We start from the raw sequence: 23,618 nt of genomic DNA, 5'->3' as shown, positions 1-23,618 counted from the left end.
GTGCCGCGATGGCGCCCGAATCCCCTAACCAGCCTCCCTGAAAAGGGGGTTACCTGTTTCAGGCGGCGGCAGCGAAAGGCCGTCGGGCGGCCGAGAACGATCTTTGACCACCTTGACCAGCCCCAAGCCCTTGACCCCATTCCAGGCACCACGGAATAGCGGTTCTCTCTTGTAGGCCAACTACTCGACGAGCGGGAGCACTCCACATGAACGCCTCCACTGGCACATTCGACGCCATAGGCGCCGAACGCCAGGCCATCGTCGACCTGCCGCGGAACCACGTCCTGCTGGGGAGGCCCTAAATGCCCCTCGCCCTTGCCGACAAGCTGACCGAATACCTGGACAGAGCCGCATACGTCTACCAGTGGCCGTTGTGCACCCCGTTGGAACCCTGGAGTTCAGAGCCGGCCCGGCCGCGCAGGACGCCGGCATGGATGGAAGCCGAGCGCCGACCTCCTGAGCCGTGGCGCACGAACGAAGTTCGCATCACGCCCGAACCGATCTTGAGGCTCGGGATCGCGCGACGCGAAGTCCTTGCCCACCGTCTCACGCACCTCAATGCTCACGGGCGAACACCCCGCGTCGCCCTGTACTCCTTGAATCCGCTACGGGAGCGGCCGGCACTCGCGTTCGCTGGGCACCGCGCATACGCGACGGGCGAGGGGTGGCGGATCGCCGCCGACCATTGCATCGCGGACCGGATCCGTAGGACGGACCCAATGCACCGTCCAGGCTGGCGCTGGGCCCTGCACCTGGAACACGCCGGGCCCGTCGATGGCGTCGTGACTGCGGCGCCGACGTGCATCAGCCCGCACCTGGACGAGTACGAACTTCAGCTCGATCTGATGTCCCACTACGGCGGCTTCGTAGCCCTCGTGACATCGGAGAGCTTGATGGCGAAACGCCGAGCGACCCGGCCGGTGGACGCACCCGAGGTCGCGTACGAAGTTGCCGACGGAGAGATGCGTAGTGGGCAACTCAACGGCGCCGCGCAATCTAGCCTCTCCCACGCCCCTCTTCCAGGAGGAGCACAATGAGCCGCGCAGCATCACCGGTCGTCGCTACGGCGTGCGAGAAGCAGTCGGATATCGGCCCTGGATTTTCAGTCGCTTTCGCTCCCGACAAGTGCCAAGTCGCGCAGATGCGCAAGATCACCGCGGTTCACCTGCGGCGGTGGCGGGTGCCGGAGTCGACCGTGGTCGACGTCGTCGTCGCGGTGTCAGAACTGGTGACCAACGGCATCCAGCACGGCCACGGTGCGATAGCGCTGAAGGCGCTCTGCTCCGACGGCGTACTACGGGTCGAGGTAACGGACGGCAATCCGAGCCCTGCCAAGCTCACAGCAGCGGGCGATGACGATCTTTCGGGACGGGGCCTCTTTCTCGTCGCTGTGCTCGCCCACGACTGGGGAGTCGGCGACGGCGGCCGCACCACTTGGTGCAAATTCCGCCTTCCCTCGGGGAGGACATGGTGACCGCCCTGATGTGCGAGAGCTCTGCGCCGCTACCCGTCGCGGCAGTCCCGGGGCTAAGCCGCCATCTCCTGTCGCATGCGGTCGAGCGCTTGCACCGCAGTGCCCCGCACCGTGGGAAGCCGGTGGCCGGCCGTCCGCACGATTCGTTGCAGTTGGTGGGGCAGACGCTGGACCACAGCTTCGGCCAAGGCGGTGTTCAGGAACTCGGCTGCCCCGCCGAAATCGGCGGCGAGAAGTCGCACGTGGGCGATGGTGACCAATTCGATCACTCGCCATTGCGGTGCAACCGTGGTCGTCGAGGCTGGCCCGTGATCGGCCAGGCGTATCGCGAGGGCTGCTCGCCCCGTGCTGACGAGACCACGCAGGCGGATCTCGTGCAGGGCATACGGGTTGAAGAGCGAGGTGTGGGCGGCGCTTTGGAGAAGGTCGTCTGCCTCCTCGATCACGTTGTCGAAGAGGCGAGAGTCCCCGAGTTGGCCTGCGGCACGCGCGTACAGCGGCAGCACCGCCGCTCGAGTCTCCGGGTTCGGTGCCAGGGCAGCAGCGTGGCGCAGTCGGTCGACAGCGGCCCCCGTGATGCGGGCCTTGCGCAGTTCATTTCCGTGCATCCGCAGGGTGTAACTGCGGAATGCTGGGTCGTCGAAGTGGGCGGCGATGCCGAGGCTTTTTCCGGTCCAGTGGGCTGCGGTGGCCAGCCGTTCCTCGGGCAAGATGTTGCCGAGCGCGACGCCGAGCCCCACCCGGGCGTGTGCGAGCAGTCGAAGGACGTCCCTCTCGGAGTGCCCGTCCTCCAGGCGCGCTTCGAGGCGGGCGACCAGGGGCCACAGTTCGGCGACGGCGTCGGAGGCGTGGCCGCTCTGGCGGGCGATCTCGGCGAGGCGGACCGTGGACTGGCCGAACTGGAGCATCGCCCTGTGGTCGGTGTCGGCCGGGTCGGTAACACCCAGGACGTGCGGCGGCAGGCGCAGTTGCTCGGCGACGCGGCGCAGCGAGCCGATGTCGCCCAGCGTCTTCTTCCTGAGTTCGAGGGCCGAGATGTATGTCTTGTCGTACCCCAGGAGCGTGCCCAACTCGGTCTGGTTGAGCCTGTGAACGGCGCGGTGAAAGCGCAGGATCGCGCCGAGGTCGCCGCTGTCCAGAACCGTGCGGGCCTGTGGGGTGGCCCAATGCCACACCACGTGCTGGGCCGAGGGGCGAGGTTCGGGCGTGGCCATGGCCGGCTACATCCGTCCGTACCACGCTGCGATGGACTGCTTGTAGCCGTCGGGCATGGTGAGCGCGGGGACCTCCGCGGCGGTGAACAGTCCGATCTGCTGGTGTTCGTGGCTGACCACCGGTTCTGCCTCCGGTGTGAGCACGGTGCAGCCGTAGGTGATGATCACGACGCGGCGCTCGGGGCGGGTCTGGGGCAGTGGCTGGTAGATCCACGTGTCCAGGAGTGGCCCGGCCTTGACGCGCCAGCCCGATTCTTCGTGCAGTTCGCGTTCGACGGTGTGCTCGGGTCTGGGATCTTCTGGCTCCAGCCGTCCGCCGGGCAGCTCCCACTCATCGCGTTCGTTCTTCAGCAGCAGCACCCTGCTGTGCCTGTCCAGGGCGACGCCCTTTACGGATACGGGCCAGGTGGGGGGCGTGTAGGTCATGCGGTTCCTCGTATTGCGGGGCGGTGCCAGCGATTTCGGACCGTAGCACGAGGCGCGCAACTCTCAGCGGTGTCAGGCGATTTGCCCGAGTCGACAATCTGTCGCTTTACCCGCCGAGCCACCGCTCTCAACAGTGGAACCACTGACTGCCGACGAAGGAGCCCGACGATGCGCCCCGGTGATCTATTCGCTGCGCGCTACCTCGATCACAGAGCCCCGGGCGCTTCGGCCCAGATCGCCGAGCAGCTGCGCGAGGAAGGTCTCGTCACCCTCGACCAGCTCGCTACGCGCAACAACGTACTGGCGTTCTCCTCCCGAATCATGACGATGTCCGCACACCGCGACAGCGACTGCGACGGACTGACCACGATCCGCTGCATCCCACGCCACGCAGGCCGGCCCGGATATGCCGGACTCGGAAACGGCGAACTCGCCCCGCACACGGAACGCTCCGGACTCCCACATCCCCCACGCCTGATGCTGTTGGTCTGCTCCCAGCCCGCCGAGAGCGGAGGGGAATGTCTGCTCAGCGACGGGCTCCGTGTGCACACGGACCTGCTGGAGCACCAAGCCGGTGAGACCGCGGAGGTCCTCGTCCGGCCGCGTACGGCCTACTTCGGCGCCGGTGACGGACATCCGACTCAGGTCTTCACCCCTCATGTCGACGGGCGCGTCTCCATGCGGTTGCGGCTGGACGCGCTCGCCAGGTGGAGCCCTCTCGTCCTACCGCACCTGTCCGAACTCCAGGCAGCAGCCCTTCGTCATCAACGGCCCGTCCGTCTGGAGCCGGGTCAGGCGTACCTCCTTGACAACGAGCGATGGCTGCATGCCCGCACCGGGTTCGACGGAGATCGGGTGCACTTGCGTGGCCTGGGAGGCCCTCGCTTCGTCCTCCCCCGCGGATTCACGCCGGCCCCACCAGCCTCTCGACCCGCCACACGCCCGGAGGTCCTGTCATGGGCGTGACCTCGGCTAGAGGTGAAGTCCCAGAAGTTGCCGTGGCTCCGTTCGAAGGACGCGAGCCTGCCGTCCTGGAATCTTCCCTTCCCAACAAGGTCGAGGTCCTGGCACTCGTCGGGAAGGCACTGTCCTGGGATCCGACCAGTGCCGATGTCCCACCCACTGATGAGGCGCTCGAACTGGCGAGGGTGTTCACCGCCTACGGCCGAATCGTCGCCAACGATCTGAGCGCCGTCCTCGCCGGCATGCCATCCGACTCACCTGATGTCCGTTGCGCACAGGCAACGCTCAGCGAGGCCGGTAGACGTCTCGGCTTGATGCCGCTGGGCCCCACCGTCGCCCCTCGTACGGCCGTGCAGCGCGCCCAGAACCTTGCCCGCCTGGTCCACGCCCTGAACCGTTCGGTCGGCCAGATCAGCGAAGCGCAGGTTCACCCGAGCCCACAATCGGTTCGGCATCAAGGAGCCGGTCCCTCCGCGAGGGCACCGTCAGCTCAGAGCTCTGCCATCCGGCATTCCCTCTAACCCCCTCTTCGGTGGCCTCGACACCCCCGTTCCCCCGTCGGCCACCGAAGAGGGCCTCAACCACACCACCACGTCCGAGAGGACCAGCACCATGTGTCCCCACCAACCTCGGTGCCCCGACGCCGAGGCATCCGATCGCGAAGCAGCCAGATCTGTTCACCGCGATGACCGGGTGGGAGTTGTGGAGCTGTGCAACGGCGTACTGCTCTGGGACGACACCGGCGAGCTGCTTCCAAGCGGGCGGATCATCCCACCGCGACGCCCCATGGACAGTGCGGCATGAGGACCGTCAGCACGCCGGTCCCACCATTGAGGAGTCGGCACTTGCGATGGCTGTACTCCCGCAGGGTGTGGCAGGCAGTCAGCTTCGGAATCGCGATCGGAATGTGCATCCTCGCCGCAGAGACGAGGCGTCGATGACCACCCGCCGTGCTCCCACCCCGCGAAGCGGGAACTCGCAACCACGCGGCACGCATAGGGGCAGGACCGCCACGGCCCGCGCGGACCGGGCGTTCCCCACTCCGGTGATCGCCGCGTTTCCCGACCGCTCCCGGCCGCTCCCGGCCGCTTCGGCGGCTCTGACACCACCCGGTATCCACGGGACCTAACGGAGATCCACACGATGAAACGCCTCCCACTCATCGAGCAGTACGGCTTGATTGGTGACTTGCGGACCAGCGCCCATGTCTGCGACGACGGTTCGATCGATTGGCTGTGCCTGCCCCGCTTCGATTCGCAGGCTGTCTTCGCGGGCCTGCTCGGCACTCAGAAACATGGCACGTGGCAAATCACTCCGGCCGCGTCCGCTGGCCGATCAGCGCCCGACGCGGTTGCCGCGCGCCGGTACTGCGGTGACTCGCTCGTACTCGAATCGGTGTGGCCCGGCCCGACCGGCTCGGCACGCGTTATCGACTTCATGCCGCCTGGCGACGGGGCACCGCAGGTAATCCGGATCGTCGAAGGTGTGACCGGCGAAGTGCCGATGATCTCGGTCATGCGTCCGAAGCCGGGATACGGCAACGTCAGCCCGTGGATCCACGAAGTCGGCGATCGCATGGTCGCAGAGGCCGGCGCGGACGCTTTGTGGCTCGACACCTCGGTCCAGCAGATGGAGAAGGACGGCGTCGTCGTCAGCAACTTCACCATCGCCGCCGGGCAAAGGGTGGCGTTCGTGCTCAGTTGGGGCCCATCGCACGCAGCGGAACCGAAGATCCCTGACCCGGAAGCCGCGCTCGCCAAGACGCTCACTTTCTGGCAGGACTGGGTGCAGGAATGCACCTACGAGGGGCCCTACCGAGAGCCCGTGGTCCGGTCCCTGATCACCCTCAAGGCGATGACGTACGGGCCGAGCGGCGGGATCGTTGCTGCGCCGACCACCTCGCTGCCCGAGGAAATCGGGGGCGGCAGGAACTGGGATTACCGCTTCACCTGGCTGCGCGACGCTTCCACCACCCTCGCCGCTCTGCTAGGGACCGGCTACCGGCAGGAGGCACAGGCATGGAGGCGGTGGTTGCTGCGGGCGGTGGCCGGTGACCCGGAGAACCTGCAGATCATGTACGGAATCACCGCAGAGCGTGATCTGCGGGAACGTGAGCTGCCCTGGCTGCCGGGGTACGAGGGATCAGCTCCAGTGCGGGTCGGAAACGGGGCCGCGGACCAGCTGCAGCTCGATGTGTACGGCGAGGTGATCGAGACCCTGTATCTCGCGCACCGAAGCGGTGTGGCCCATTGCGCCGACACTGCGGTTCTGCACCAGCGGCTCATCGAGCACCTGGCGCAGCGCTGGCAGGAACCCGACGAGGGGATCTGGGAGATCCGCGGGGCACGCCGGCACTTCGTGCACTCCAAAGTGATGGCCTGGGTTGCCGTCGACCGCACCATCCGCCAGATCGAGGCCGGTGCCCTCGATCTGGACCTGGTCGCCCTGGTTGAACTGCGCGAGACGATCCACCGGGAAGTCTGCACCAAGGGTTTCGACCCGGCACGCAACACGTTCACGCAGTCCTACGGCTCCCCGGAGCTGGATGCTGCCGCACTGCTGATCCCTCAGGTCGGTTTTCTTCCCCCCGAGGACCCGCGTGTCATCGGCACCGTGGAGGCGGTACACCGAGAACTGTCCACGCCGGACGGGCTCGTGCGCCGGTACCCAACCGGCGGCGACCACACCGGGGTGGACGGCCTGAAGGGAGATGAGGGCTCCTTTATCCTCTGCTCCTTCTGGCTCGTCGATGCCTTGGCTCTGATTGGCCGTGTCGACGAAGCCCAGGCCCTGTTCGAACGACTTCTCGCGCTACGCAGCGACCTCGGGCTGCTTGCCGAGGAGTACGACCCGGTCCAGCAGCGCCAGCTCGGAAACTTCCCGCAGGCGTTCAGCCACATGGGCCTGATCCAAAGCGCCCGGCTTCTCCATCTGCTGTCCACGCAATCCTCCCCTCCCCGAGGCCCCGTCGCAGTTCCGGCGCCCCGCTCCACCACACGCGGGCCGCGCCCGGCCAGCAAGGACCTGACGTCGCAGCATGCCTAGCCTGCCCTCCCCACCAACGAGGATTGCCATGTCCGACAGCACCTATTCGACACGGCCGGCCGCGACCGGCCACCGCCGACGGCGGCCCCCACCGATCGACGTCTTCACCCTGCGCTGCGTGCGCCATGCCGTGCTGCTGCCCCTGCTGCTTCTTTCGGGACTGCTGGGCGCCGCCTTCGCCCTCTGGTCGGCATCCGCCGTGGCGCTCGGCTGGCTCCTGGCCGGTCTCGCCTGCGGGCTGACGGCCATCGCGATGCTGTCGGCCCGTGGAGCGCGCACCGCAGCTGTTGCCCTGCAGACGGCCGCAGAGGAGCGGCGGGCAGCGGAGCTGACCGCAGTCGCGGGGGTTGCCGCGGCCGTCGAGAAGTCGGTGCAGTGGTCGGCGGACGAGCTGTGCCGGGGGGCTCGCCCTCCGCTGCCGGACATGCACGCGCCGAAGTCGGCCCGTGCGACCTCGGAGATCGACAAGGCGTTGAGTGCACTCCAGGTGCAGGCCGTCGCCGCGCTGATACGCGTGCACGACGAGTCTCAGTCCGCCGTCCTCCTGGAAGTGCTGCGCCGCCTGGCCATGCGGGAACACTCCCTGGTCGGAAAGGCTCTGGAAGCACTGACCCAGCTGGAGAGGCTGACCGACGACCCGGAGCTGCTCGCGAAGATCTTTGAGATCGATCACCTCGTGACACGGGTGCGCCGTCAGGTGGAGAGCACGGCGGTGCTGGGCGGGCAGTCCCTGCGCAGCGTGCGCCGGCCGGCTTCCGTCACGACCACGCTGCGCGGTGCGATCTCCGAAGTGGTGCAGTACCCGCGCGTCGTGGTCGCCGCTGGTTCGGTGGGCGCTGAGTTGGGACTTCCGGGGCATGTAGGTCCGGACCTTACGCATCTGCTTGCCGAGTTGATCGAGAACGCCTGCGAGTGCTCCGATCCCGCGACGAAGGTGACCGTGCGGGCGCAGCGGGTGCCGAACGGGCTGGCGATCGAGGTCGAAGACCGGGCCATCCACATGCATCCGCAGACGCGCGCACAGATGAACCGTCTACTCAAGGCGCCCCACGACGTCGACGTCAGCGGGCAGGTGCGAGCCGGGCAACTCGGCCTGCTGGTCGCCGCGAAGATCGCCCAATCGCATGGGTTGTCCGTTCTCCTGCAGGAGAACGTGACAGGAGGCACCACCGCCCTGGTGGTCATCCCGACACGGCTCCTCGTAGCGATTACCCCCGTCGGTGACGCGGACGCCCGAAGGCGGGAAAGTCACCCCTCCGTGCCACCGCCTCGGCAGCCCGCCGCGCCGGCCGAGCCCTTGGCTGGCCAGGTCAGACGTCCGATAGGTGCAGAGGGGCCGTCAACCGGAGAGGCTGTGCATCCTGCTCTCGCCCCCGACCTCCCCAGGCGCATGCGCCAGGCCGGCTCATTCCGTCCGCCGAAAGAGCGGGAGCAAGCCCCCGCAACTGCGGCAAGCCCCGGACTCGCAGGCGCCTTCCGCAAGGGCATCCAAGCCGGCGAAAACGCCAGCTCGCCCCCCGATCCGGCCAGGCAGCCCCAGCACTGACGCCCATCTCTCCCTCTGCGATCCCAGTGGTGCTCCTAGCGCATCCGTCATCCCATCCCCCGTCTGGAGCGATTCCCATGAATACCCACCCTGAGATGACCAACGTGACCGGTGGCGCGTCCGAACCGGAGACCGAGGTGACGCCGAGCGGAAAGCGGGGCGACATGCTCTGGCTGCTACGGCACTTCGCCGACGAGGTTCCGGGCGTCACGCACGCTGTCCTGCTGTCGCGGGACGGGCTGCGGCTGTTGGACAGCGAAGTCGACAAGGACTGGGCGGACGAACTGTCGGCGGCACTGAGCGGAGTGGCCTCCCTCGCGTCAAACATCACCGGCCCCAGCCACCAGAAGCGGCCGTCCCGGCAGGTCATCATCGAACGAGACGACTGCCTGTTCTTCGTCCAGAGCGCCGGCCACAGCACCGCCTTCGACAACCACCCCGGCAGCCGCGGCGTCGTGGAAACGATCCTCGCCGTCGTCGCCGCCACGGACGCCGACGCCGGCAACGTCGGGTACGAAACAGGGCGCTTGGTACAGAAGTTCGCCCCGTACATGCAGATCCCCGTCCGAGTCGGCACAGGTGAAGAAGTCCGGTGAGCGCCCACGGCGACGCGGCCGAGGACTCGATGTTCGTCCGGACCTACGCGCTGACTCGCGGACGCACCAGACCGCGCCACCTCATGGCCCTGGACACCGTGCTGGACACCGGCCCTGGACGGCCCGGCCCGGGCCAGGCCGCGGAATGCGAAGAGATCCTCGCCCTGTGCCGGGAGCACCGGCGCTCGGTGACCGAGCTGGCCGGACGGCTCAGCCGCCCCGTCACCGCCGTCAAGATCCTCGTCTCGGACCTCCTGGACGCCCACGCTCTGGTCGTCTCCTTCACCGATGCCTATGACTCCTGCGGCACCGAACCGGACGAACGTCCCACCATCCACCTATTGGCGGCCCTCTCGGCGGGCCTGAAGAGGAAGTGGCCCAATGCCACCAACTACCCCCAGGCCAGATAACCCGGACATGGCTCAGCGGAGCCCTTCGCACCCGCAGTCCGCTGCGCCGACTGTGCTGAAAGTCGTGATCGCCGGTGGTTTCGGCGCGGGCAAGACCACCGCCGTGGGCGCGGTCAGCGAGATCACGCCGCTGAGCACGGAGGAGTACCTGACCGAGGCCGGTGCGGACGTGGACAGCCTGGAGGGCGTGGAAGCCAAGCAGATGACGACGGTCGCCTTCGACTTCGGCCGCCTCAGCCTGCCCGACGCGCCTGAGCCTCTGGAGCTGTTCCTGTTCGGCACGCCCGGCCAGGACCGGTTCGTCGACCTCTGGTACGACCTCTCCCGCGGGGCCGTCGGCGCGGTCGTCCTGATCGACACCCGCCGTCTGGAAGGCAGCTTCACCCCCGTCAGCTTCTTCGAAGACATCGGGCTGCCCTTCGTCGTCGCCGTAAATCACTTCGACGGAGCCCACCGCTACCACCCCGAACAAGTCCGCACCGCCCTCGGACTGCACTCCTCCGTACCGGTGGTCTCCTGCGACGCCCGGAACCCGAGCCATGTTGTCGGCGTCCTGCTGACCCTCGTCGGCCACGCCATGAAGAAGGCACTGGCAGGACCCGCTCACCCCACATCCGCAACCACCCTCCAGGACGCCTGATGTCATATCAGACCAACGCCCCTCACCTCGTACCGCGGCCCGCCCCATCCGTACTGCCCTTGCCACAACGCGGCTTACTCAACAGCTCCCAAGGGCTTTCCATCTCATCCGGCACCACCGTCACCGGCGCCCAGCCTCAGCAGGCGAGCGAACTGGCCCAGCGGTACGCGCTGCTGGAGCGGCTGGGCGTGTCCGCCGCATCCAGTCAGGACTTCGATGAACTGGCCCGCGACATGGCCGAGAAGGCCGGGTTCCTGTACGGGTTCGTCAATCTGTTCCTGGAGGAGCAGACCTTCGTCGGACTGCACCAGCCGTCGGCGAACAGCGGATACATCATCGTCACCCGCACCATGAGCCGCGACCACGGCTGGTGCCCGGAGGTCGTGGCCCGCAAGAAGGCCCTCCCGCTGCATGACGTGCACGCCAGCCCCCGCTTCAGCGGCAACCACGTGGTCGACGCGGTCGGAATCCAGTCCTACTTCGGCGCACCGCTCATCCACGAGAGCGGCACTGTGCTGGGCACGGTCTGCGTCATCGACCCCGAGAAGCGGCCTTTGAGCGACGCCCGACGGATCAGAGACATCACCATCAACGGCGGCGCACAGGTGTTGGACCGCATCGCCCCCGCGCCCGTCCGCCGCTAGGCCCGTTTCACCGCCCCCACCCGGGAGCCGCTTGCGATCCCCGGCCGCTCCACCGCGCGCACTTCACCCAGGGAGAGGGAAACGACCATGCCCGCCACACCGCCTCCGGCGCTGCGCCCCTATCTCACCGCCCGCCACGAACTGCTGTGGAACGAGGCGGACGCTTTCGCGGCCGAGCACGTCGCGCCGCGCGCCGTACGGATGGGAGCCGCTCCGGGCAGGGTAGAGCGCAAGGTCGCCGATCTGATGGCCGGACGGGGCTGGTTCGCCGTCACCGTCCCGGCCGCCTTCGGCGGTCTGGGCGCCGGACACGTGGCCAAGACCGTCCTGATCCACCGCATCGCCCGCGTGTCGGGCGCTGCCGCGGCCATCCTGCAGGCCACCCTGATCCCCGTCGGCGCCCTGCTGCACTTCGCCACGCATGAGCAGATGACCCGCTGGCTGCCGGGGGTGGCAGACGGTTCGCTGCTCTTGTCCATCGCGGTGACCGAACCGGACGCCGGCGGGCACATCGGTGGCATCGAGACCACCGCCAAGCGTGCCGGCAACCACTGGGTGATCACCGGCAGCAAGGCCCACATCGGCAACAGCCATCTGGCGGGAGCCCACCTCGTGCTCGCCCGGACCGCCGAGGCGGGCGTGCGCACCTCGCAGGCGCTGACCGCGTTCATGGTCGAATCCGACCGCCCCGGGCTCTCCGTCGCCAAGCATCGTCCTGGCCTCGGTCTCCACGGCTTCTCCGCCGGCCGCCTCGACCTCGACCACGTGCCCGTCCCAGCCGACAACGTGGTCGGCGAGATCGGTGAAGGGCTGAGCGTGGCCCAGAGCAGCAGCATCCTGTACGGCCGCCCCAACCTGGCCGCCGTCAGCCTTGGCATCCACGAGGCGGTCGCAGCCACCACGACCTCCTACCTCAAGGCCCGACCCCGCTACCGGCACGCCCTGTCCGATCTACCGGTCCTGCGGGACCGCATCGGTGGCATGGAAGCCCGCCTGCGCGCCGCACGCATCCTGGCCTACCAGTCCGTACACCTCCTCGACCAGGGCCTGTCCTGCGACGCGGAACTGATCAACGCGAAGTACCTGGGCCACCAGTGGGCCATGACGTCCGCCCAGGACGCCATGGAACTGCACGGCGCCCACGCCCTCGACGGCGAGTACGTCCTCCAGCGCATGTGGCGCGACATCCAGCACACCTACCCGCCCGCCGGAACGGGTGAAATCCAGCGAATACGGCTGGCCGACGCCGCCTTCCAGGAGGACGACATCCAGTGGTCCGAGCGCCTCGCCGCCAAGACCGCCTGGACGCAACCCGACCCAACCGCCGCATGAACCCCCGTGCGCGGCACCCCGTAACTCCCAATCGTCACGCACGGGCCCGTGTCGTCGGCTCCCGTCCCCCGCGGGGGCCGGCGGCACCCCTTCCGGTGACCGTCCGCACAGCCGAGAAAGAGACACCAGTGACCTCATCCATGACGAAGAGCGCACCGATCACACCGCTGAATCCGACTCACCAACGCGTCGCCCAGCACCTTGTGGACGGTCACAACAACCACGACATCGCCACAAGGACCGGGCTGACGCCCAACACGGTCCGTCAGTACGTCCGCGACATCCGGTTGAGCGTCCACTGTCCGCCTCACGGCAAGCCGCAGGTGCTCGCGCATCTCCTGCTGGAAGCAGAACAGGTCGCGCCGCCCATCCCGGAGCGGCCGGCGCCCGAGCTCAAAGCGGAGCAGCTGCAGCTGCTGAGGGCGGTGGCCGAGTACAGCACCCCCGGCGACATTGCCCTAGCTGCCAGGATCGCCCCCGCCGATCTCCGCTCCGCTCTCGACGAACTGCTCGACGAGGCTGGCGCCGCCGACGCTCTCCACCTCGTCGTCCTGTCTCACGCGTGGCACCTGCTGGGTACCAGGTCGACCAGCACGGCGCAGAGCGGAGCGAACCAGTGAACACATCTCCCGCGCAGATGCAGCAGAGTGCGCCAAAGTTGCCAGCCGTGTACGAAATGCGGACTCTGTGCACGGATGCCGAGCGGGACGAGGCCGCCGCGCTCGTCCAGGACCGTCAGCGCTGGCTCACCATGCGCGGCCTACCGGTAACCGCCCGAGCCGATGTCCCCGCCCTCGTCCGCAACCCGCACGCGAAGCTGGCCGGACTCTTCGAGGACGGGCTGCTGCTGGCTTGCATGATCCCGCAGCACGCGCCCGACCTCGGATGGGGCCAAGGATCGTGCCTCTTCCTGAGCTGCATCCACACCCTGCCCGACCGCTCCGACGACATCATCCAGCTGATCACCCTGTGGGCCTCCGACTTCGCCGCACGATGCGAACTGCCCGTCGTGCGCGCCGAAGCCCTAGCCCGCCAGCCCTTCGACGATGATCCGATCGCCCCCTTCCTCAGACGGCTCACCGACATGGGCTGGGACGTCCGAGGATCGGGGACCGGCCAGCACGAGGAGCGGGTCGCTCGCCTCGAACTCATCGCCGAACAACGTTCTGGACTGAGCGCACTCATCGCCTGCCGGGTCCACGAACCGCAGTCCGCCACAGGCAGCCGGAGCATCGCGTGACGGCCGCCGAACAGCTGCGACCGGACCTCGCACGCGAACTCATCGACCGAGCTATGAAGGCGGCAGCGCGAAGAGCCAAGCGCCTGCGCAACGAGCTCGACGCCGTCCATCTCGGCCAAGACCGTCACGCCGACCACGCCGACACCAAGATTCTGCGCCGTCTCCTAGCCGAACACGACTGGCCCGGCCACCGCCTCGTCGGTCCCGACGCGGCACGTGCCGCCTGGAGCCTGGCTCTTCACGCCGACGACGACGCCGACTTCCAACGGGCGGCCACCACCCTGCTGGAGCGCGCAGTCCACGACGGCGACGCGCCCATCCAGCACTGGGCCCACCTCTACGACCGCACCCTGGTCAACAGCGGTCGCCCCCAGGAGTTCGGGACTCAACTGAGGTTCACCGCAGTAGGGGTTGAGCTGTGCCAGGTGCGCACGCCCGACTTCTTGGACCAGCGAAGGGCCACCGTCGGACTGTCACCGATCGCCACGGCCTTGGAGACGGTGCGTCGCCGGTGCGCCCAGGATCACCAGGCCGAGGACTCCTCGACCGTCGTACTCGCGGCGGTCGCAGGGCCCAGCGAGCCCCGTCCACTCCACCGACCCACTGCACCCACCCATTCCCCTCATGCGAAAAGGACCGTTGCTGCATGAAGCTCACCACCGCCGTACTCGCTGCTGGCACCGCAGTCTCCCTCGCGACCCTCGGGGTCGGAGCCGCCCGGTTCCGGCAGGACGCGCGGCATCAGACCGAACGGAACGAGGCGCTCCTCGCGGGCAACCAGCTCGCGTGGCTGGCGCAGGTGTCCACCCATCCTGACCTCGCTGAGATCTGGAAGCCCGAGGACGTGGAGACCGAGGAGTACATGCGGCTCATGTCGGCCAACCGGCTCCTCTGCATGCTCAGCCTGCGCGACCGCCTCGGCTTCGTCCCGAAGGGGCACCTGCCCTTCCACGCCGCGTGGATCATGAAAAGCGACGTCGGCCGCCGGTACTGGAAGCACTTCGGTGACCTCCGCGCCCAGGAGGCCGAGGGCGACGAGCGGGCCGAGCACTTCACCCGGGTACTGAGCCACGCTGCCGAGAACACCCCGCTCACGCCGCCCGCTGCACTCTGACAGCCCGCAGACGCTATGGGCCAATCGACTTCGTCGGCCTGCTCGTCTGGCATCAGACCCCGGGGCCCGACGGGATCCCGGTAGCGCACCATCCACCCCTTACAGGAGGCAAACATGACCGCCACCCAGGCCGAAAGGCCGACCGCTCCCTCGCAGGCCGACCTCGTGAAAACCGACGAAGACCCGTTCGGGCTCGACATCACCTTCATCGAGGGAACGCCGGCGACCGAGACGGTCCTGATGTGCGGCACCGGTGACAACTGCGGCAGTTCCTGCCCCAGCGCCTGCACCACCTCGTAAGCCGGGTCACACCGGTTTCGTGGGCCGGACGGGACTCCCCCGTCCGGCTCGCTCCGCCCGTCACGCCCAGAAGGATGAGGAAAGCGCTGATGACACGGCAACGGCTAAGCCTGTACGAGGCCGCGGGGCAGGCCATGCTGCGCGCTGCGGTCCACACGACCGAACCCGCTATGCCGCCCTGGCCCGCGCGCACGGCACCCGTGGAAGCGTGGCGCACGTGGCTGAGCACGGTGTGGTCCGACGCTGACTTCCGCCATACCGTGTCGCAGGCGAGCCCCCATCTGACGGACCAGGTACAGGCCATCATCGACGGCCGCACACCGAAGGCACGCCGGATACGCCGGGCAGCGCTGTCCACCGCCCGCTATGCGATCCGCTATGCACGTCGCTCTACCCCCTTTGGCCTGTTCGCTGGCGTCGCTCCGCTCGGCTTCTCCCAGACCACGTCCGTCCGCATCGGCGACGAGCACCAGGCCGTGGCCCGCCCCGAACCGACCGGACTCGATGAACTGCTCAGCAACTGGGAGAGCGACTCCGCGCGCATGGCCGATGCGGAGGTCTGTGTCAACACCCTGATCCAGCAGCGCGACCAGTACATCCACGTGCCTTCCGAGGGCGACGCCGAATTCCGCCTCGCGCTGAACCCCGCATTGCGTCTCGTTCTCGGTCTGGCCCGATCACCGATCGGGTACGGCCAGTTATCCGACAAGCTGGCCGCGGAGTTCCCCTCCGTAAATGGCGCCGCGCGCAACCGGCTGCTCGGTGAATTGCTGCGGGTCCGGTTGCTGCGCTCGTCGCTGCGCGCGCCCGCCACCATCGCCGACCCCACCGAGGTCCTGCCGCCCGCGGCGCGCACTCAGGCAGCTGGCCTGCGGACCGCGTGCGACCTGCGGCTGGACGCCGACGTGCGGCTGCCCGAACAGGTGCTGACCGAAGTAGAAACCGCGGCGACCATCCTGGCCCGCCTGGTCACCCACCCGGCCGGAACGCCGACATGGCAGCGGTGGACCGAGCGATTCATCGAGCGCTACGACGAGAACACCATGGTGCCGGTGGACGTGGCCACGGATCCTGACCGGGGCGTGGGCTTCCCGGCCGGGTTTCTCACGGCGAGCGAACCACCCCGGCCGATGTCCCGGCGCGACCGGCTGCTGCTGGAGCTGGCTGGCACCGCCGCCACCGAAGGCAGCCGCACCGTCGCACTCACCGGGGCGATGATCGAGGAACTCGAAGCCGCGGCCGGCGACAAGTCCCACGAACCAGCACCCCACCTCGAACTTGCTGCACAGGTCCACGCCTCGTCCATCCCGGCTCTGAACCGTGGGGACTTTCGGCTGCGCGTGCTGACTGTCTCCCGCTCGGCCGGATCGATGACCGGCCGGTTCTGGCACCTGCTGCCGGGCACTGAGGCGGCGTACGCGAACCTGCCCACCGTCGATCCGGAGGCGGAACTCGCACAGCTCTCCTTCCACGCCGGACGGGTATCGGCCGACCTGCTCACCCGCGCGCCACAGGCCCTGCCCCGCGTCGTCAGCGTCGGCGAATTCCGGCGCCCCGACCCGAACGTCCTCTTCCCCCGCGACCTGTCGGTCACCGTCGCCGACGGCCGCCCCCAGCTGGTGGAGACTGAGACGGGCAAGCCGCTGGAACTGCTGGCCCCCACCGCGCTCAACTTCCTGTGGAACAACTACACCCCGCCGATGGCCCGCTTCCTCGGCGAGATCAGCCGGGCCGCGTCCCCGCAGGTCACTTGGTTCGACTGGGGCGCCGCCTGGGCTCTGCCCTTCACCCCGGCCCTCACCTACCGGCGCACCATCCTCGCCACTGCCCGGTGGAAGATAGACAGCCGCATCCTTCCTGCACGCACCGCGCCACAGCAGCAGTGGACGGACCAACTCCATGCCTGGCGAACCCGGTTCCGAGTGCCGGAACATGTGCTCCTGGCGGAGGACGACCAGCACCTCGCTCTTAACCTCACCCGAAACGTCGACCTGGACCTGCTGCGCGCGCACCTGGATTCCGCCCCCGTCGGTGTCGCCACCCTGCACGACGCTCCCCCGCAGGACGCCGATGGTTGGATCGGCGGCCGGGCCCACAGCATCGTCGTCCCCCTGGCCAGGCGCTCATGACCACCACGATGACCGTGCCCCTTACGCAGGACCTGTCCGAGGGTGCCCTGGGCATGGCCCTGCTCGACATCGAGCGCCATGACCTGTCCACGGCCCGCCGCCACCTCTCCCAGGCCACCGCCCGGGGCGTGAGCACCGGCAGCAACGCCAGTCTCTTCCACGGCGCACCCGCCCTGGAGTTCGTCCTGTCCCGCGCCCACGGGGCCGGCGACGACGTCCGCGCGGCTGTCGACCGCGTCGTGGACGCCCGGCTCGCCGCCGCCCACCGCCGTCAGGCCGGCGGCGCGCTGCCCCACCTCGCCGAGTGGGACCTCATCCGTGGCCTCACTGGGCTCGCCGCCCTGCTGCTGTCCCGCCCCGGCGCGCCCCGGCTGCCCGACGTGCTCGCCTGTCTCGTCTCGCTCGCCCGCCCCGCCCGCGGTGACGGCCGGATGCTGCCGGGGTGGTGGTCGGCAGTCGCACCCGATGGGATGGAGATGGCCGGCGGGCACGGCAACAACGGCATGGCCCACGGGATCGCGGGGCCCCTGGCCGTGCTCGCCCTCGCCCAGCGCGCGGGAGTCAGCGTCCCCGGCCAGGAAGAGGCCATCGGCACGTTCGCGATCTGGCTCGACCGGCACGGCACCCACTACTGGTCTACCGCAGCCCACCTGGACGTCGGCCAGCCGCCAGTCGCGGAACCGGCGCGCCAGTCCTGGTGCTATGGCCGGCCCGGCATCGCCCGCGCGCAACAGCTCGCCGCGCTCGCCCTCGGCGACCCCACCCGGCGCCATGCGGCCGAGGACTCCGTCGAGACCATCCTGACCGACCCACAGCAGCTCGCCCGCATCACCGACTCGACTCTCTGTCACGGCTGGGCCGGACTGTTGACCCTCGCCCGCGCGGTCGCCGCCGACAGCCCCGTGCCCGCCCGCTTCACGCCGATCATCCAAGACCTGCACCGACGGCTGGCCGCCGATTGGGAGCACCTGCCCAAACCTGGCTTCCTGGAAGGCCGCGCCGGAGCCCAACTCGCCTTGCACGACACCGGCACCGCCAGTTGGACCCGCGCCCTCCTGCTCACCTGACCCCCACCCTGCCGCCTCGCAAGGAGTTCACGGCCCATGCCCTTCGACGACGAGAACCTGCCCATCCCACCGGACACCTCCTGGTGGCACGCCTCCGTGGCCTTCCCCGAACCGCGCCACGCCGCCGCCCGGGCCTTGGCGACCGCGCTGTCCGAACGACGGTTCCACTTCCTGCGCAAGGACGCCGGCGTGCGCCTGCGCACCGAACAGGCCGCCACCGCTTTGCTGGACCAGCTCGTCTCCGACGGTGTGATCACCGGCTGGACGGGCGGGATCTACGAGCCGGAGAGCTATGCGTTCGGCGGCCCCGAGGGCATGGCGGTCGCGCACGACGTGTTCTGCGCCGACAGCCCGGCCGCGCTCGCCGAGACCGGTACCCCCGGCGCCCGCGAGCGCAGCGTGATGCTGCTGGCCGCCATGATCCGCGCGACAGGGCTGGACCCGTTCGAAGCCGGAGACGTGTACGCGCGGTGGGCCGCCCTGCGGCACCCCGTCAACCCGCCCCAGGGCCCCGCGCTGGAGAAGGCCGTATCCGCGATGCGGCGGCTGATGAACGCGGACGCCGCCCTTCGGCCGCAGCCGGAAGTGGGCTGGGGCGAGCGCGTCGCCGCGTTCGAGGACGCCGGCCGCCGCCTGCGCCGGCTCGCCGCCGACGGCCGACTGATACGCGGGCTCCGGGGTGTCCTCGCCCATCACGCCATCTTCGCGTTCAACCGCGCGGGCATACCCGTTGACGCGCAGGCCGCCACCGCGTGGCTCGGCCGTCACGTCGCTTTCTCCACCGGAGAAGGCGCAGACGTGTCTACCCGCAAGTCCGCACCGGCGGACCCTAACCTCCCTCGAATGGAGACCACCGTGACACCTGCGAACGACCCCGACCAGCTTCGCGAAGCCCTCGCCCAGCGACTCGTCGACAGCGGCCACCTGCGCAACCAGGCGGCCATCGAAGCGTTCCGCACCACCGACCGGCACGCCTTCCTGCCCGGCGTCGACCTGGAGCGCGCGTACAAAGAGGACGCGGTCCCGATCAAGCACGACGAGCACGGGGAGATGATCTCCTGCATCTCCGCGCCGTCCGTCGTCGCCACCCAGCTCGAACAGCTCAGCGCCCAGCCCGGTCACAAAGTCCTGGAAGCCGGGGCCGCCACCGGATACAACGCCGCCATCCTCGGCCAGATCGTCTCGCCCGGCGGGCAGGTGTGGACGCTCGACGTCGACGAGGACCTCATCGCCGGCGCGAACAAGAACCTTGCCGAAGCCGGCGTGCAGAACGCCACCGCGGTGATGGCCGACGGGGCGGCCGGGCTGCCCGAACATGCCCCCTACGACCGCATCCAGTTCACGGTCGGCGCGGGAGACGTCCCGGTCAAGATCCTCGACCAGCTCGCGCTCGGCGGACGCCTCGTCCTGCCGATGCGCATCCGTGGCAGCATCTCCCGGTCCTTCGCCTTCGAACGCGACGGGGACACGTGGAAGACCGTCTCCTGCGAGATGGCCACCTTCGTCCCGCTCCGCAAGGGCGTCTGCGACGACGTGTACACCCTCGTCCCCATGTCCGGCGAGGGCAACGTCCGCCTGGAGACGTTCAGCGAGCAGGACGTCGACCGCGAGGCGCTGCGCACGGTCCTCGACGAGCAGCAGACCAAGCAGTACACCGGGGTGAAGTTCCGGCAGGGTTCGGCGTGGGAGTGGCTGTACCTGTACCTGGCCTGCGCACTGCCCAACGGTCTGTCCCGCCTGCCGGGCCAGCGCCCCGGGTTCACTCCCCACTTCGGGTGGGGCTCCATGGCCGCCCTCGACGGCGGGGCACTGGCCTACCTGACCATCCGCGAGGGCGAAGACGAGAAGGGCCGGTACTGGGAGGTCGGCGTGATCGGCCACGGCAAGGGCAGCGGCGACCTCGCCGAGCGCGTCGTGACCGAGATCCGCGCCTGGGACACCAGCGGCGGCAATGACGCCCCCGAGCCGGGCTTCCGGATGGCCGTCGCCGGCTCCCGTGACCGGCTGCAGGTTGACGAAGCTCGCTTCGTCGTCGACAAACCCTACAGCCGACTCGCCGTCGACTGGGCGCGCAAGGGCTGAGCCGATGGTCCCTGCGATAGCCAGCCGCATTCCCCTGGTCCGCCGTACCAAGGCGCCCGCGCTCCCCTTGGAAGAGCGCATCAACCACCTCACCGGGCTGACCATCGCACCCGCAGGTGCGAGCCACCACGACCTGGTGGCCCGCACCTGCAGCATCCTCAACTACGCCGCGCTTATCGCCTCCGACGTCGGCCTGCCCAACCTGGCCACCGACCTGTGCTGGAGCCAATACCAAGTTTTCGCCTGCGCCGGACGGCAGAGCGGGCCGATCGCCGTCATGTCGCTGATGTCGCTGGTCAACCTCTCCCGGCTGCTGACACGCGACGGCCAGGGCGAGGCGGCCTATGACCTCCTCACCTGCCTCAACCACGCCGCCCGTCAGCGAGGAAGGACCGAGATACACGGGCGCACCGTCGACTTGTCCTCGCTGACCAGCACCGAGGCCGATCACCGACAGGTGTGCCAGGAGCTGTGGGTCACTCTGCTCGTCGACGGCGCCCGCGCTCTCGCCCGCATCGGCCGGTGGACCGAGGCTGCCGACGCCATGGCTCAACACCGCGGCATCGGCAACCGGCTACTCGACGGCCGCCAGATCAAAGTCATGGCCCTGATGGAGCAGGGACGAAGCCAGCAGGCCCTCGACCTGATCGACACCACCCAGCCGACGGAACCCTGGGAAACCGCCATCGGCCTGCTCCTGCGCACTCACTGCCGTGCCGCCGGCGTACCGATTGCGCCGACCGACCTCACACACACCATGGACGAAGCCACCGCGCTCCTCGCCCCTCCCGATCCGTCGACCGCGGTGTTCCAGACCCGGTCGGGCCTGACCGCCCTCGAACTGGCCCCCGACGGGCAGTACGCGGACACGCTGCCCAAATCCATCGTCAAGGTGGCCCGGCTCGACGCCTATGCCGCCCGCGACGTCCTGCACCACCCCATCGCCGCGTCCGTCCTGGACGCCGGTTCGACCCGCGCGCTCCACGCGGTGATCGCCGCAGCCGGACTGGGATCCGGCGCCCTGCCCGCACACGAGCACCAGGCACTGGCGGGCGCGGTCGCCCACGCCTGTGCAGAGCTGGAAAGGCTGCTGAAGACCGAACCCGAACCCCATTAGGAGCGGACGACCGGAGAAACCGCCGGATCGTCCACGCCGCGCGGCAGTGTCGGCGATTCGGCCAATTCCCGCCCGGAGCCGCTCCAAGCCCGACCAGGGATCCCGCACCCGCCAGCTTCCTCACGCAGGAATTAGCGGGCTTCCCCGCACGACCGAATGACGTGTGTTCGATATCGCAGCCGTGTCGTTAGACCTCACGACTCTGCCGCAGTGACCGTCCTAGGGGGAACCATGACCTCGGCCATTCCACAGGACCAGCCGCCGCAACCACCGAAAGGGACCACGCCGCACGAAGAACCGCAGGAAGCCAGTGTTCGAGAAGAGGAATACCTCTACCGCGACGAGTCTCGGCTCCAGGCCGGCTCCCAGCTGACCTCCCGCACCATGGCTCGGCGCCTGCCCTCGCTCGTGCAGCGCTCCGTTCAAATGGCCTGGCGCGTGGACCGCGGCGCGACCATCGGACTGCTGGTGTGCCAGATCGGGACCGGCGTTCTCGCGGCCCTGGGCCTTCTGGCCGTCACGGGCACAATCACCGCGCTGATCTCCTCGGGCAACATCACCGAGCGGTTATGGGACGCCGCCCCGCAGCTGGCCGTGATCGCCGCTGCCACCGGTCTGCGCGCCGTGCTGGGAATCGTAGTCGTCTGGCTCACCGGCAGGCTGCGTCCGGTACTCGGCCGGGCCGCGGAGGTGACGATGGTCGAGGCCGCGCTCGGCGCGGAGCTGGCCGCGAACAACAAGCCCGGCTACAACGACGCCTACGACATCGCCGACCGCGGTGCCCAGGTCACCCCCGACCTCGTCGAGGAAGCGCAGGACGTCCTCGCGGCCACCGCCACGCTCGCGGCCGGCGCCACTGTCTTGACCGTCTTGCATCCGCTGCTCCTTCCACTGCTCTTCCTCGCGTGCCTGCCGCAGGCCGCCGCGTACGTCCGTTCTGCCCGGGTGGTCTATCTCGCCGGTCTGGAGACCTCCGGGCGGCGCCGGATGCTGGGCAAGCTGCGCTGGCACATGGCTTATCAGGAGTCCGGTGAGGAGATGCGCGCCTGCCTGGCCGGTCCGTTCCTGATCGGCCGGTACCGGCGGCTGGCCGCTTCCGTCAACGCCGCCGAACGCACGGCTGCGAACACCGGTGCCCGGATGGGACTGGCCGGAGCCGTGGCCGGCGGGGTCGCCTCGATCGCCGTGTGGGCGGCGCTGCTGTGGCTCCTGGCGTCGGGACGGATGAGTCTGGCGGCCGGAGGCGGCGCCGTCTTCGCCCTCCAGACCGCCACCGGCTCGGTGCGCGGCATCATCAACGGCGGAGCGCGGCTGGTGCGCACCGGCTGGTACGTACAGGACTGGCAGAACTTCCTCGACAACGCCCACGGCCAGGCCATGGCCGACTCCCGTGGCACCACTTCGCTGGCCGCCGCCCCGCAGCGCTTCGAGGTCCGAAACGTCACCTACCGCTACGACGGCGCCCCGAAGGACAGCCTGAGCGACGTCTCTCTGCACGTGCAGCGCGGCGAGATCGTGGCACTGATCGGGGAGAACGGCTCTGGTAAGACGACCCTGTCCCGTCTGTTGTGCGGGCTGCTGCTCCCGACAGAGGGCGACGTGGCCTGGGACCACGCCTCCACGACGGACCTCGACCCGTGGGAGTCATGGGAGCATGTCGCGCTGGTGCCGCAGAAGTTCACGACTCTGCCGCTGACGATGCGCGACAACATCACGTTCGGGCAGGGCGACACCACCGACGCAGCCCTGCTCGCCGCGTGTGAGGCGTCCGGTGCCGCGGAAATGCTGTCGGACTTGCGGTCCGGCTTGAACACCCTCCTGACCAGCGAATGGTTCGGAGGCCAGCAGCTCTCCGGCGGGCAGTGGCAGCGACTCGTCCTCACCCGAGCTTTCCACAGGCAGGTAGCGCTGCTGGTGATGGATGAACCCACGGCCGCCCTCGACGCCCGTGCTGAACACCGGATCTTCGCCGGCCTACGCGAACTGGCCAAGGACCGCGCAGTCTTGCTGATCACACACCGGCTCACCAACGTGGCTGTCGCCGACCGGATCGTGGTTCTGGACGAGGGACGGATCGTGCAGGAGGGCACTTACGCCCAGCTCACCCGGGAGCCGGGGCTGTTCCAGTCCTTGTGGGAACTGCAACGCCAGATGAGCAGCGGCGCCGCCTGATCACGCCGGCCCGCGTCAGACACACTTCCGCCCACAATCCTGAAAGGCAGCGACACGTGGCCTCTTCCGTCCCCCCTTCGAATCACGTCGCGACGGGTACCGACCCG

24 protein-coding genes are annotated in these 23,618 nt (G+C 68.9%); 22 read left to right on the top strand and 2 right to left on the bottom strand.

Annotated elements, in window-relative coordinates:
- Positions 1 to 302: 302 nt before the first annotated feature.
- Positions 303 to 1,037 carry a hypothetical protein gene (locus ACIQMX_RS13870; RefSeq protein ID WP_402477643.1) on the top strand — a complete coding sequence of 245 codons (735 nt, stop codon included), beginning with the start codon at positions 303 to 305 and terminating at the stop codon, positions 1,035 to 1,037.
- Positions 1,034 to 1,474 carry an ATP-binding protein gene (locus ACIQMX_RS13865; RefSeq protein WP_402477641.1) on the top strand — a complete coding sequence of 147 codons (441 nt, stop codon included), beginning with the start codon at positions 1,034 to 1,036 and terminating at the stop codon, positions 1,472 to 1,474. The genes ACIQMX_RS13870 and ACIQMX_RS13865 overlap by 4 nt, the downstream gene beginning before the upstream one ends.
- 53 nt (positions 1,475 to 1,527) lie before the next feature.
- On the opposite strand, the gene ACIQMX_RS13860 is transcribed toward ACIQMX_RS13865, so the two are convergent.
- Positions 1,528 to 2,688, bottom strand: a complete 1,161-nt coding sequence (locus ACIQMX_RS13860) for a helix-turn-helix domain-containing protein (protein ID WP_402477638.1) — start codon at positions 2,686 to 2,688, stop codon at positions 1,528 to 1,530.
- A 6-nt stretch (positions 2,689 to 2,694) separates the two neighbouring features.
- The gene (locus ACIQMX_RS13855) at positions 2,695 to 3,114 is read right to left on the bottom strand and encodes an NUDIX domain-containing protein (protein WP_402477636.1); all 420 of its coding nucleotides are present in this window, start codon (positions 3,112 to 3,114) and stop codon (positions 2,695 to 2,697) included.
- Positions 3,115 to 3,282: 168 nt separating this feature from the next.
- Here ACIQMX_RS13855 and ACIQMX_RS13850 point away from each other — a divergent pair, with 168 nt between their 5' ends.
- The 20 genes from ACIQMX_RS13850 (at position 3,283) to ACIQMX_RS13755 (ending at position 23,511) form a co-directional block, all read left to right on the top strand.
- Complete coding sequence (locus ACIQMX_RS13850; protein ID WP_402477633.1) at positions 3,283 to 4,080, top strand: TauD/TfdA family dioxygenase; 798 nt, start codon at positions 3,283 to 3,285, stop codon at positions 4,078 to 4,080.
- On the top strand, positions 4,071 to 4,598 hold the full coding sequence (locus ACIQMX_RS13845; protein ID WP_402477630.1) for a DUF6415 family natural product biosynthesis protein: 528 nt from the start codon (positions 4,071 to 4,073) through the stop codon (positions 4,596 to 4,598). Before ACIQMX_RS13850 ends, ACIQMX_RS13845 begins: the two co-directional genes overlap by 10 nt.
- A gap of 91 nt (positions 4,599 to 4,689) precedes the next feature.
- On the top strand, positions 4,690 to 4,881 hold the full coding sequence (locus ACIQMX_RS13840; protein WP_402477628.1) for a DUF5999 family protein: 192 nt from the start codon (positions 4,690 to 4,692) through the stop codon (positions 4,879 to 4,881).
- A 339-nt stretch (positions 4,882 to 5,220) separates the two neighbouring features.
- Entirely contained in the window at positions 5,221 to 7,122 is a 1,902-nt protein-coding gene (locus ACIQMX_RS13835) for a glycoside hydrolase family 15 protein (RefSeq protein WP_402477625.1), read from the top strand.
- A gap of 28 nt (positions 7,123 to 7,150) precedes the next feature.
- A complete protein-coding gene (locus ACIQMX_RS13830) occupies positions 7,151 to 8,668 on the top strand; it encodes an ATP-binding protein (RefSeq protein ID WP_402477622.1) in 1,518 nt (505 codons plus the stop codon).
- Between the two features lie 77 nt (positions 8,669 to 8,745).
- A complete protein-coding gene (locus ACIQMX_RS13825) occupies positions 8,746 to 9,264 on the top strand; it encodes a roadblock/LC7 domain-containing protein (protein WP_402477619.1) in 519 nt (172 codons plus the stop codon).
- Positions 9,261 to 9,674, top strand: a complete 414-nt coding sequence (locus tag ACIQMX_RS13820; RefSeq protein ID WP_402477616.1) for a DUF742 domain-containing protein — start codon at positions 9,261 to 9,263, stop codon at positions 9,672 to 9,674. Before ACIQMX_RS13825 ends, ACIQMX_RS13820 begins: the two co-directional genes overlap by 4 nt.
- 7 nt (positions 9,675 to 9,681) lie before the next feature.
- Positions 9,682 to 10,314: a GTP-binding protein gene (locus tag ACIQMX_RS13815; RefSeq protein WP_402477613.1), complete on the top strand. Its 633-nt coding sequence runs from the start codon at positions 9,682 to 9,684 to the stop codon at positions 10,312 to 10,314.
- Positions 10,314 to 10,958: a GAF domain-containing protein gene (locus ACIQMX_RS13810; protein ID WP_402477610.1), complete on the top strand. Its 645-nt coding sequence runs from the start codon at positions 10,314 to 10,316 to the stop codon at positions 10,956 to 10,958. Before ACIQMX_RS13815 ends, ACIQMX_RS13810 begins: the two co-directional genes overlap by 1 nt.
- An 87-nt stretch (positions 10,959 to 11,045) precedes the next feature.
- On the top strand, positions 11,046 to 12,290 hold the full coding sequence (locus ACIQMX_RS13805; RefSeq protein ID WP_402477607.1) for an acyl-CoA dehydrogenase family protein: 1,245 nt from the start codon (positions 11,046 to 11,048) through the stop codon (positions 12,288 to 12,290).
- Between the two features lie 128 nt (positions 12,291 to 12,418).
- The gene (locus ACIQMX_RS13800) at positions 12,419 to 12,910 is read left to right on the top strand and encodes a DNA-binding protein (protein WP_402477604.1); all 492 of its coding nucleotides are present in this window, start codon (positions 12,419 to 12,421) and stop codon (positions 12,908 to 12,910) included.
- Positions 12,911 to 12,966: 56 nt separating this feature from the next.
- Positions 12,967 to 13,530 (top strand): hypothetical protein, encoded by a 564-nt coding sequence (locus ACIQMX_RS13795; RefSeq protein WP_402478458.1) that lies wholly within the window; start codon positions 12,967 to 12,969, stop codon positions 13,528 to 13,530.
- Positions 13,527 to 14,180 carry a DUF6624 domain-containing protein gene (locus ACIQMX_RS13790; protein WP_402477601.1) on the top strand — a complete coding sequence of 218 codons (654 nt, stop codon included), beginning with the start codon at positions 13,527 to 13,529 and terminating at the stop codon, positions 14,178 to 14,180. The genes ACIQMX_RS13795 and ACIQMX_RS13790 overlap by 4 nt, the downstream gene beginning before the upstream one ends.
- Positions 14,177 to 14,644: a DUF6082 family protein gene (locus ACIQMX_RS13785; protein ID WP_402477598.1), complete on the top strand. Its 468-nt coding sequence runs from the start codon at positions 14,177 to 14,179 to the stop codon at positions 14,642 to 14,644. The genes ACIQMX_RS13790 and ACIQMX_RS13785 overlap by 4 nt, the downstream gene beginning before the upstream one ends.
- Before the next feature lie 114 nt (positions 14,645 to 14,758).
- A complete protein-coding gene (locus tag ACIQMX_RS13780) occupies positions 14,759 to 14,944 on the top strand; it encodes an FxLD family lanthipeptide (RefSeq protein WP_402477596.1) in 186 nt (61 codons plus the stop codon).
- 89 nt (positions 14,945 to 15,033) lie between these two features.
- On the top strand, positions 15,034 to 17,073 hold the full coding sequence (locus ACIQMX_RS13775; RefSeq protein WP_402477593.1) for a lantibiotic dehydratase family protein: 2,040 nt from the start codon (positions 15,034 to 15,036) through the stop codon (positions 17,071 to 17,073).
- Positions 17,070 to 18,140, top strand: a complete 1,071-nt coding sequence (locus tag ACIQMX_RS13770; protein WP_402477591.1) for a lanthionine synthetase C family protein — start codon at positions 17,070 to 17,072, stop codon at positions 18,138 to 18,140. Before ACIQMX_RS13775 ends, ACIQMX_RS13770 begins: the two co-directional genes overlap by 4 nt.
- 36 nt (positions 18,141 to 18,176) lie before the next feature.
- Positions 18,177 to 20,222: a methyltransferase, FxLD system gene (fxlM, locus tag ACIQMX_RS13765; RefSeq protein WP_402477589.1), complete on the top strand. Its 2,046-nt coding sequence runs from the start codon at positions 18,177 to 18,179 to the stop codon at positions 20,220 to 20,222.
- A 4-nt stretch (positions 20,223 to 20,226) separates the two neighbouring features.
- Positions 20,227 to 21,339, top strand: a complete 1,113-nt coding sequence (locus ACIQMX_RS13760) for a hypothetical protein (RefSeq protein WP_402477586.1) — start codon at positions 20,227 to 20,229, stop codon at positions 21,337 to 21,339.
- 231 nt (positions 21,340 to 21,570) lie between these two features.
- A complete protein-coding gene (locus tag ACIQMX_RS13755) occupies positions 21,571 to 23,511 on the top strand; it encodes an ATP-binding cassette domain-containing protein (RefSeq protein WP_402477583.1) in 1,941 nt (646 codons plus the stop codon).
- Positions 23,512 to 23,618 lie beyond the last annotated feature (107 nt).

The organism is Streptomyces sp. NPDC091416 (assembly GCF_044756845.1).
Taxonomy (GTDB): Bacteria; Actinomycetota; Actinomycetes; order Streptomycetales; family Streptomycetaceae; genus Streptomyces.
Note: the sequence above shows the minus strand (reverse complement) of the source record. Positions and strands in the feature narration are given on the sequence as shown.

Excerpts from the sequence above, each read along its gene's own strand:
- ACIQMX_RS13785 (WP_402477598.1), top strand. The coding sequence starts at position 14,177 with ATGAAGCTCACCACCGCCGTACTCGCTGCTGGCACCGCAGTCTCCCTC.
- ACIQMX_RS13755 (WP_402477583.1), top strand. The coding sequence starts at position 21,571 with ATGACCTCGGCCATTCCACAGGACCAGCCGCCGCAACCACCGAAAGGG.
- ACIQMX_RS13870 (WP_402477643.1), top strand. The coding sequence starts at position 303 with ATGCCCCTCGCCCTTGCCGACAAGCTGACCGAATACCTGGACAGAGCC.
- ACIQMX_RS13855 (WP_402477636.1), bottom strand. The coding sequence starts at position 3,114 with ATGACCTACACGCCCCCCACCTGGCCCGTATCCGTAAAGGGCGTCGCC.
- ACIQMX_RS13815 (WP_402477613.1), top strand. The coding sequence starts at position 9,682 with ATGGCTCAGCGGAGCCCTTCGCACCCGCAGTCCGCTGCGCCGACTGTG.
- ACIQMX_RS13780 (WP_402477596.1), top strand. The coding sequence starts at position 14,759 with ATGACCGCCACCCAGGCCGAAAGGCCGACCGCTCCCTCGCAGGCCGAC.
- ACIQMX_RS13825 (WP_402477619.1), top strand. The coding sequence starts at position 8,746 with ATGAATACCCACCCTGAGATGACCAACGTGACCGGTGGCGCGTCCGAA.
- ACIQMX_RS13810 (WP_402477610.1), top strand. The coding sequence starts at position 10,314 with ATGTCATATCAGACCAACGCCCCTCACCTCGTACCGCGGCCCGCCCCA.
- ACIQMX_RS13795 (WP_402478458.1), top strand. The coding sequence starts at position 12,967 with ATGCGGACTCTGTGCACGGATGCCGAGCGGGACGAGGCCGCCGCGCTC.
- ACIQMX_RS13830 (WP_402477622.1), top strand. The coding sequence starts at position 7,151 with ATGTCCGACAGCACCTATTCGACACGGCCGGCCGCGACCGGCCACCGC.
- ACIQMX_RS13760 (WP_402477586.1), top strand. The coding sequence starts at position 20,227 with ATGGTCCCTGCGATAGCCAGCCGCATTCCCCTGGTCCGCCGTACCAAG.
- ACIQMX_RS13835 (WP_402477625.1), top strand. The coding sequence starts at position 5,221 with ATGAAACGCCTCCCACTCATCGAGCAGTACGGCTTGATTGGTGACTTG.
- ACIQMX_RS13840 (WP_402477628.1), top strand. The coding sequence starts at position 4,690 with ATGTGTCCCCACCAACCTCGGTGCCCCGACGCCGAGGCATCCGATCGC.
- ACIQMX_RS13845 (WP_402477630.1), top strand. The coding sequence starts at position 4,071 with ATGGGCGTGACCTCGGCTAGAGGTGAAGTCCCAGAAGTTGCCGTGGCT.
- ACIQMX_RS13850 (WP_402477633.1), top strand. The coding sequence starts at position 3,283 with ATGCGCCCCGGTGATCTATTCGCTGCGCGCTACCTCGATCACAGAGCC.
- ACIQMX_RS13775 (WP_402477593.1), top strand. The coding sequence starts at position 15,034 with ATGACACGGCAACGGCTAAGCCTGTACGAGGCCGCGGGGCAGGCCATG.
- ACIQMX_RS13860 (WP_402477638.1), bottom strand. The coding sequence starts at position 2,688 with ATGGCCACGCCCGAACCTCGCCCCTCGGCCCAGCACGTGGTGTGGCAT.
- ACIQMX_RS13805 (WP_402477607.1), top strand. The coding sequence starts at position 11,046 with ATGCCCGCCACACCGCCTCCGGCGCTGCGCCCCTATCTCACCGCCCGC.
- fxlM (WP_402477589.1), top strand. The coding sequence starts at position 18,177 with ATGCCCTTCGACGACGAGAACCTGCCCATCCCACCGGACACCTCCTGG.
- ACIQMX_RS13770 (WP_402477591.1), top strand. The coding sequence starts at position 17,070 with ATGACCACCACGATGACCGTGCCCCTTACGCAGGACCTGTCCGAGGGT.
- ACIQMX_RS13865 (WP_402477641.1), top strand. The coding sequence starts at position 1,034 with ATGAGCCGCGCAGCATCACCGGTCGTCGCTACGGCGTGCGAGAAGCAG.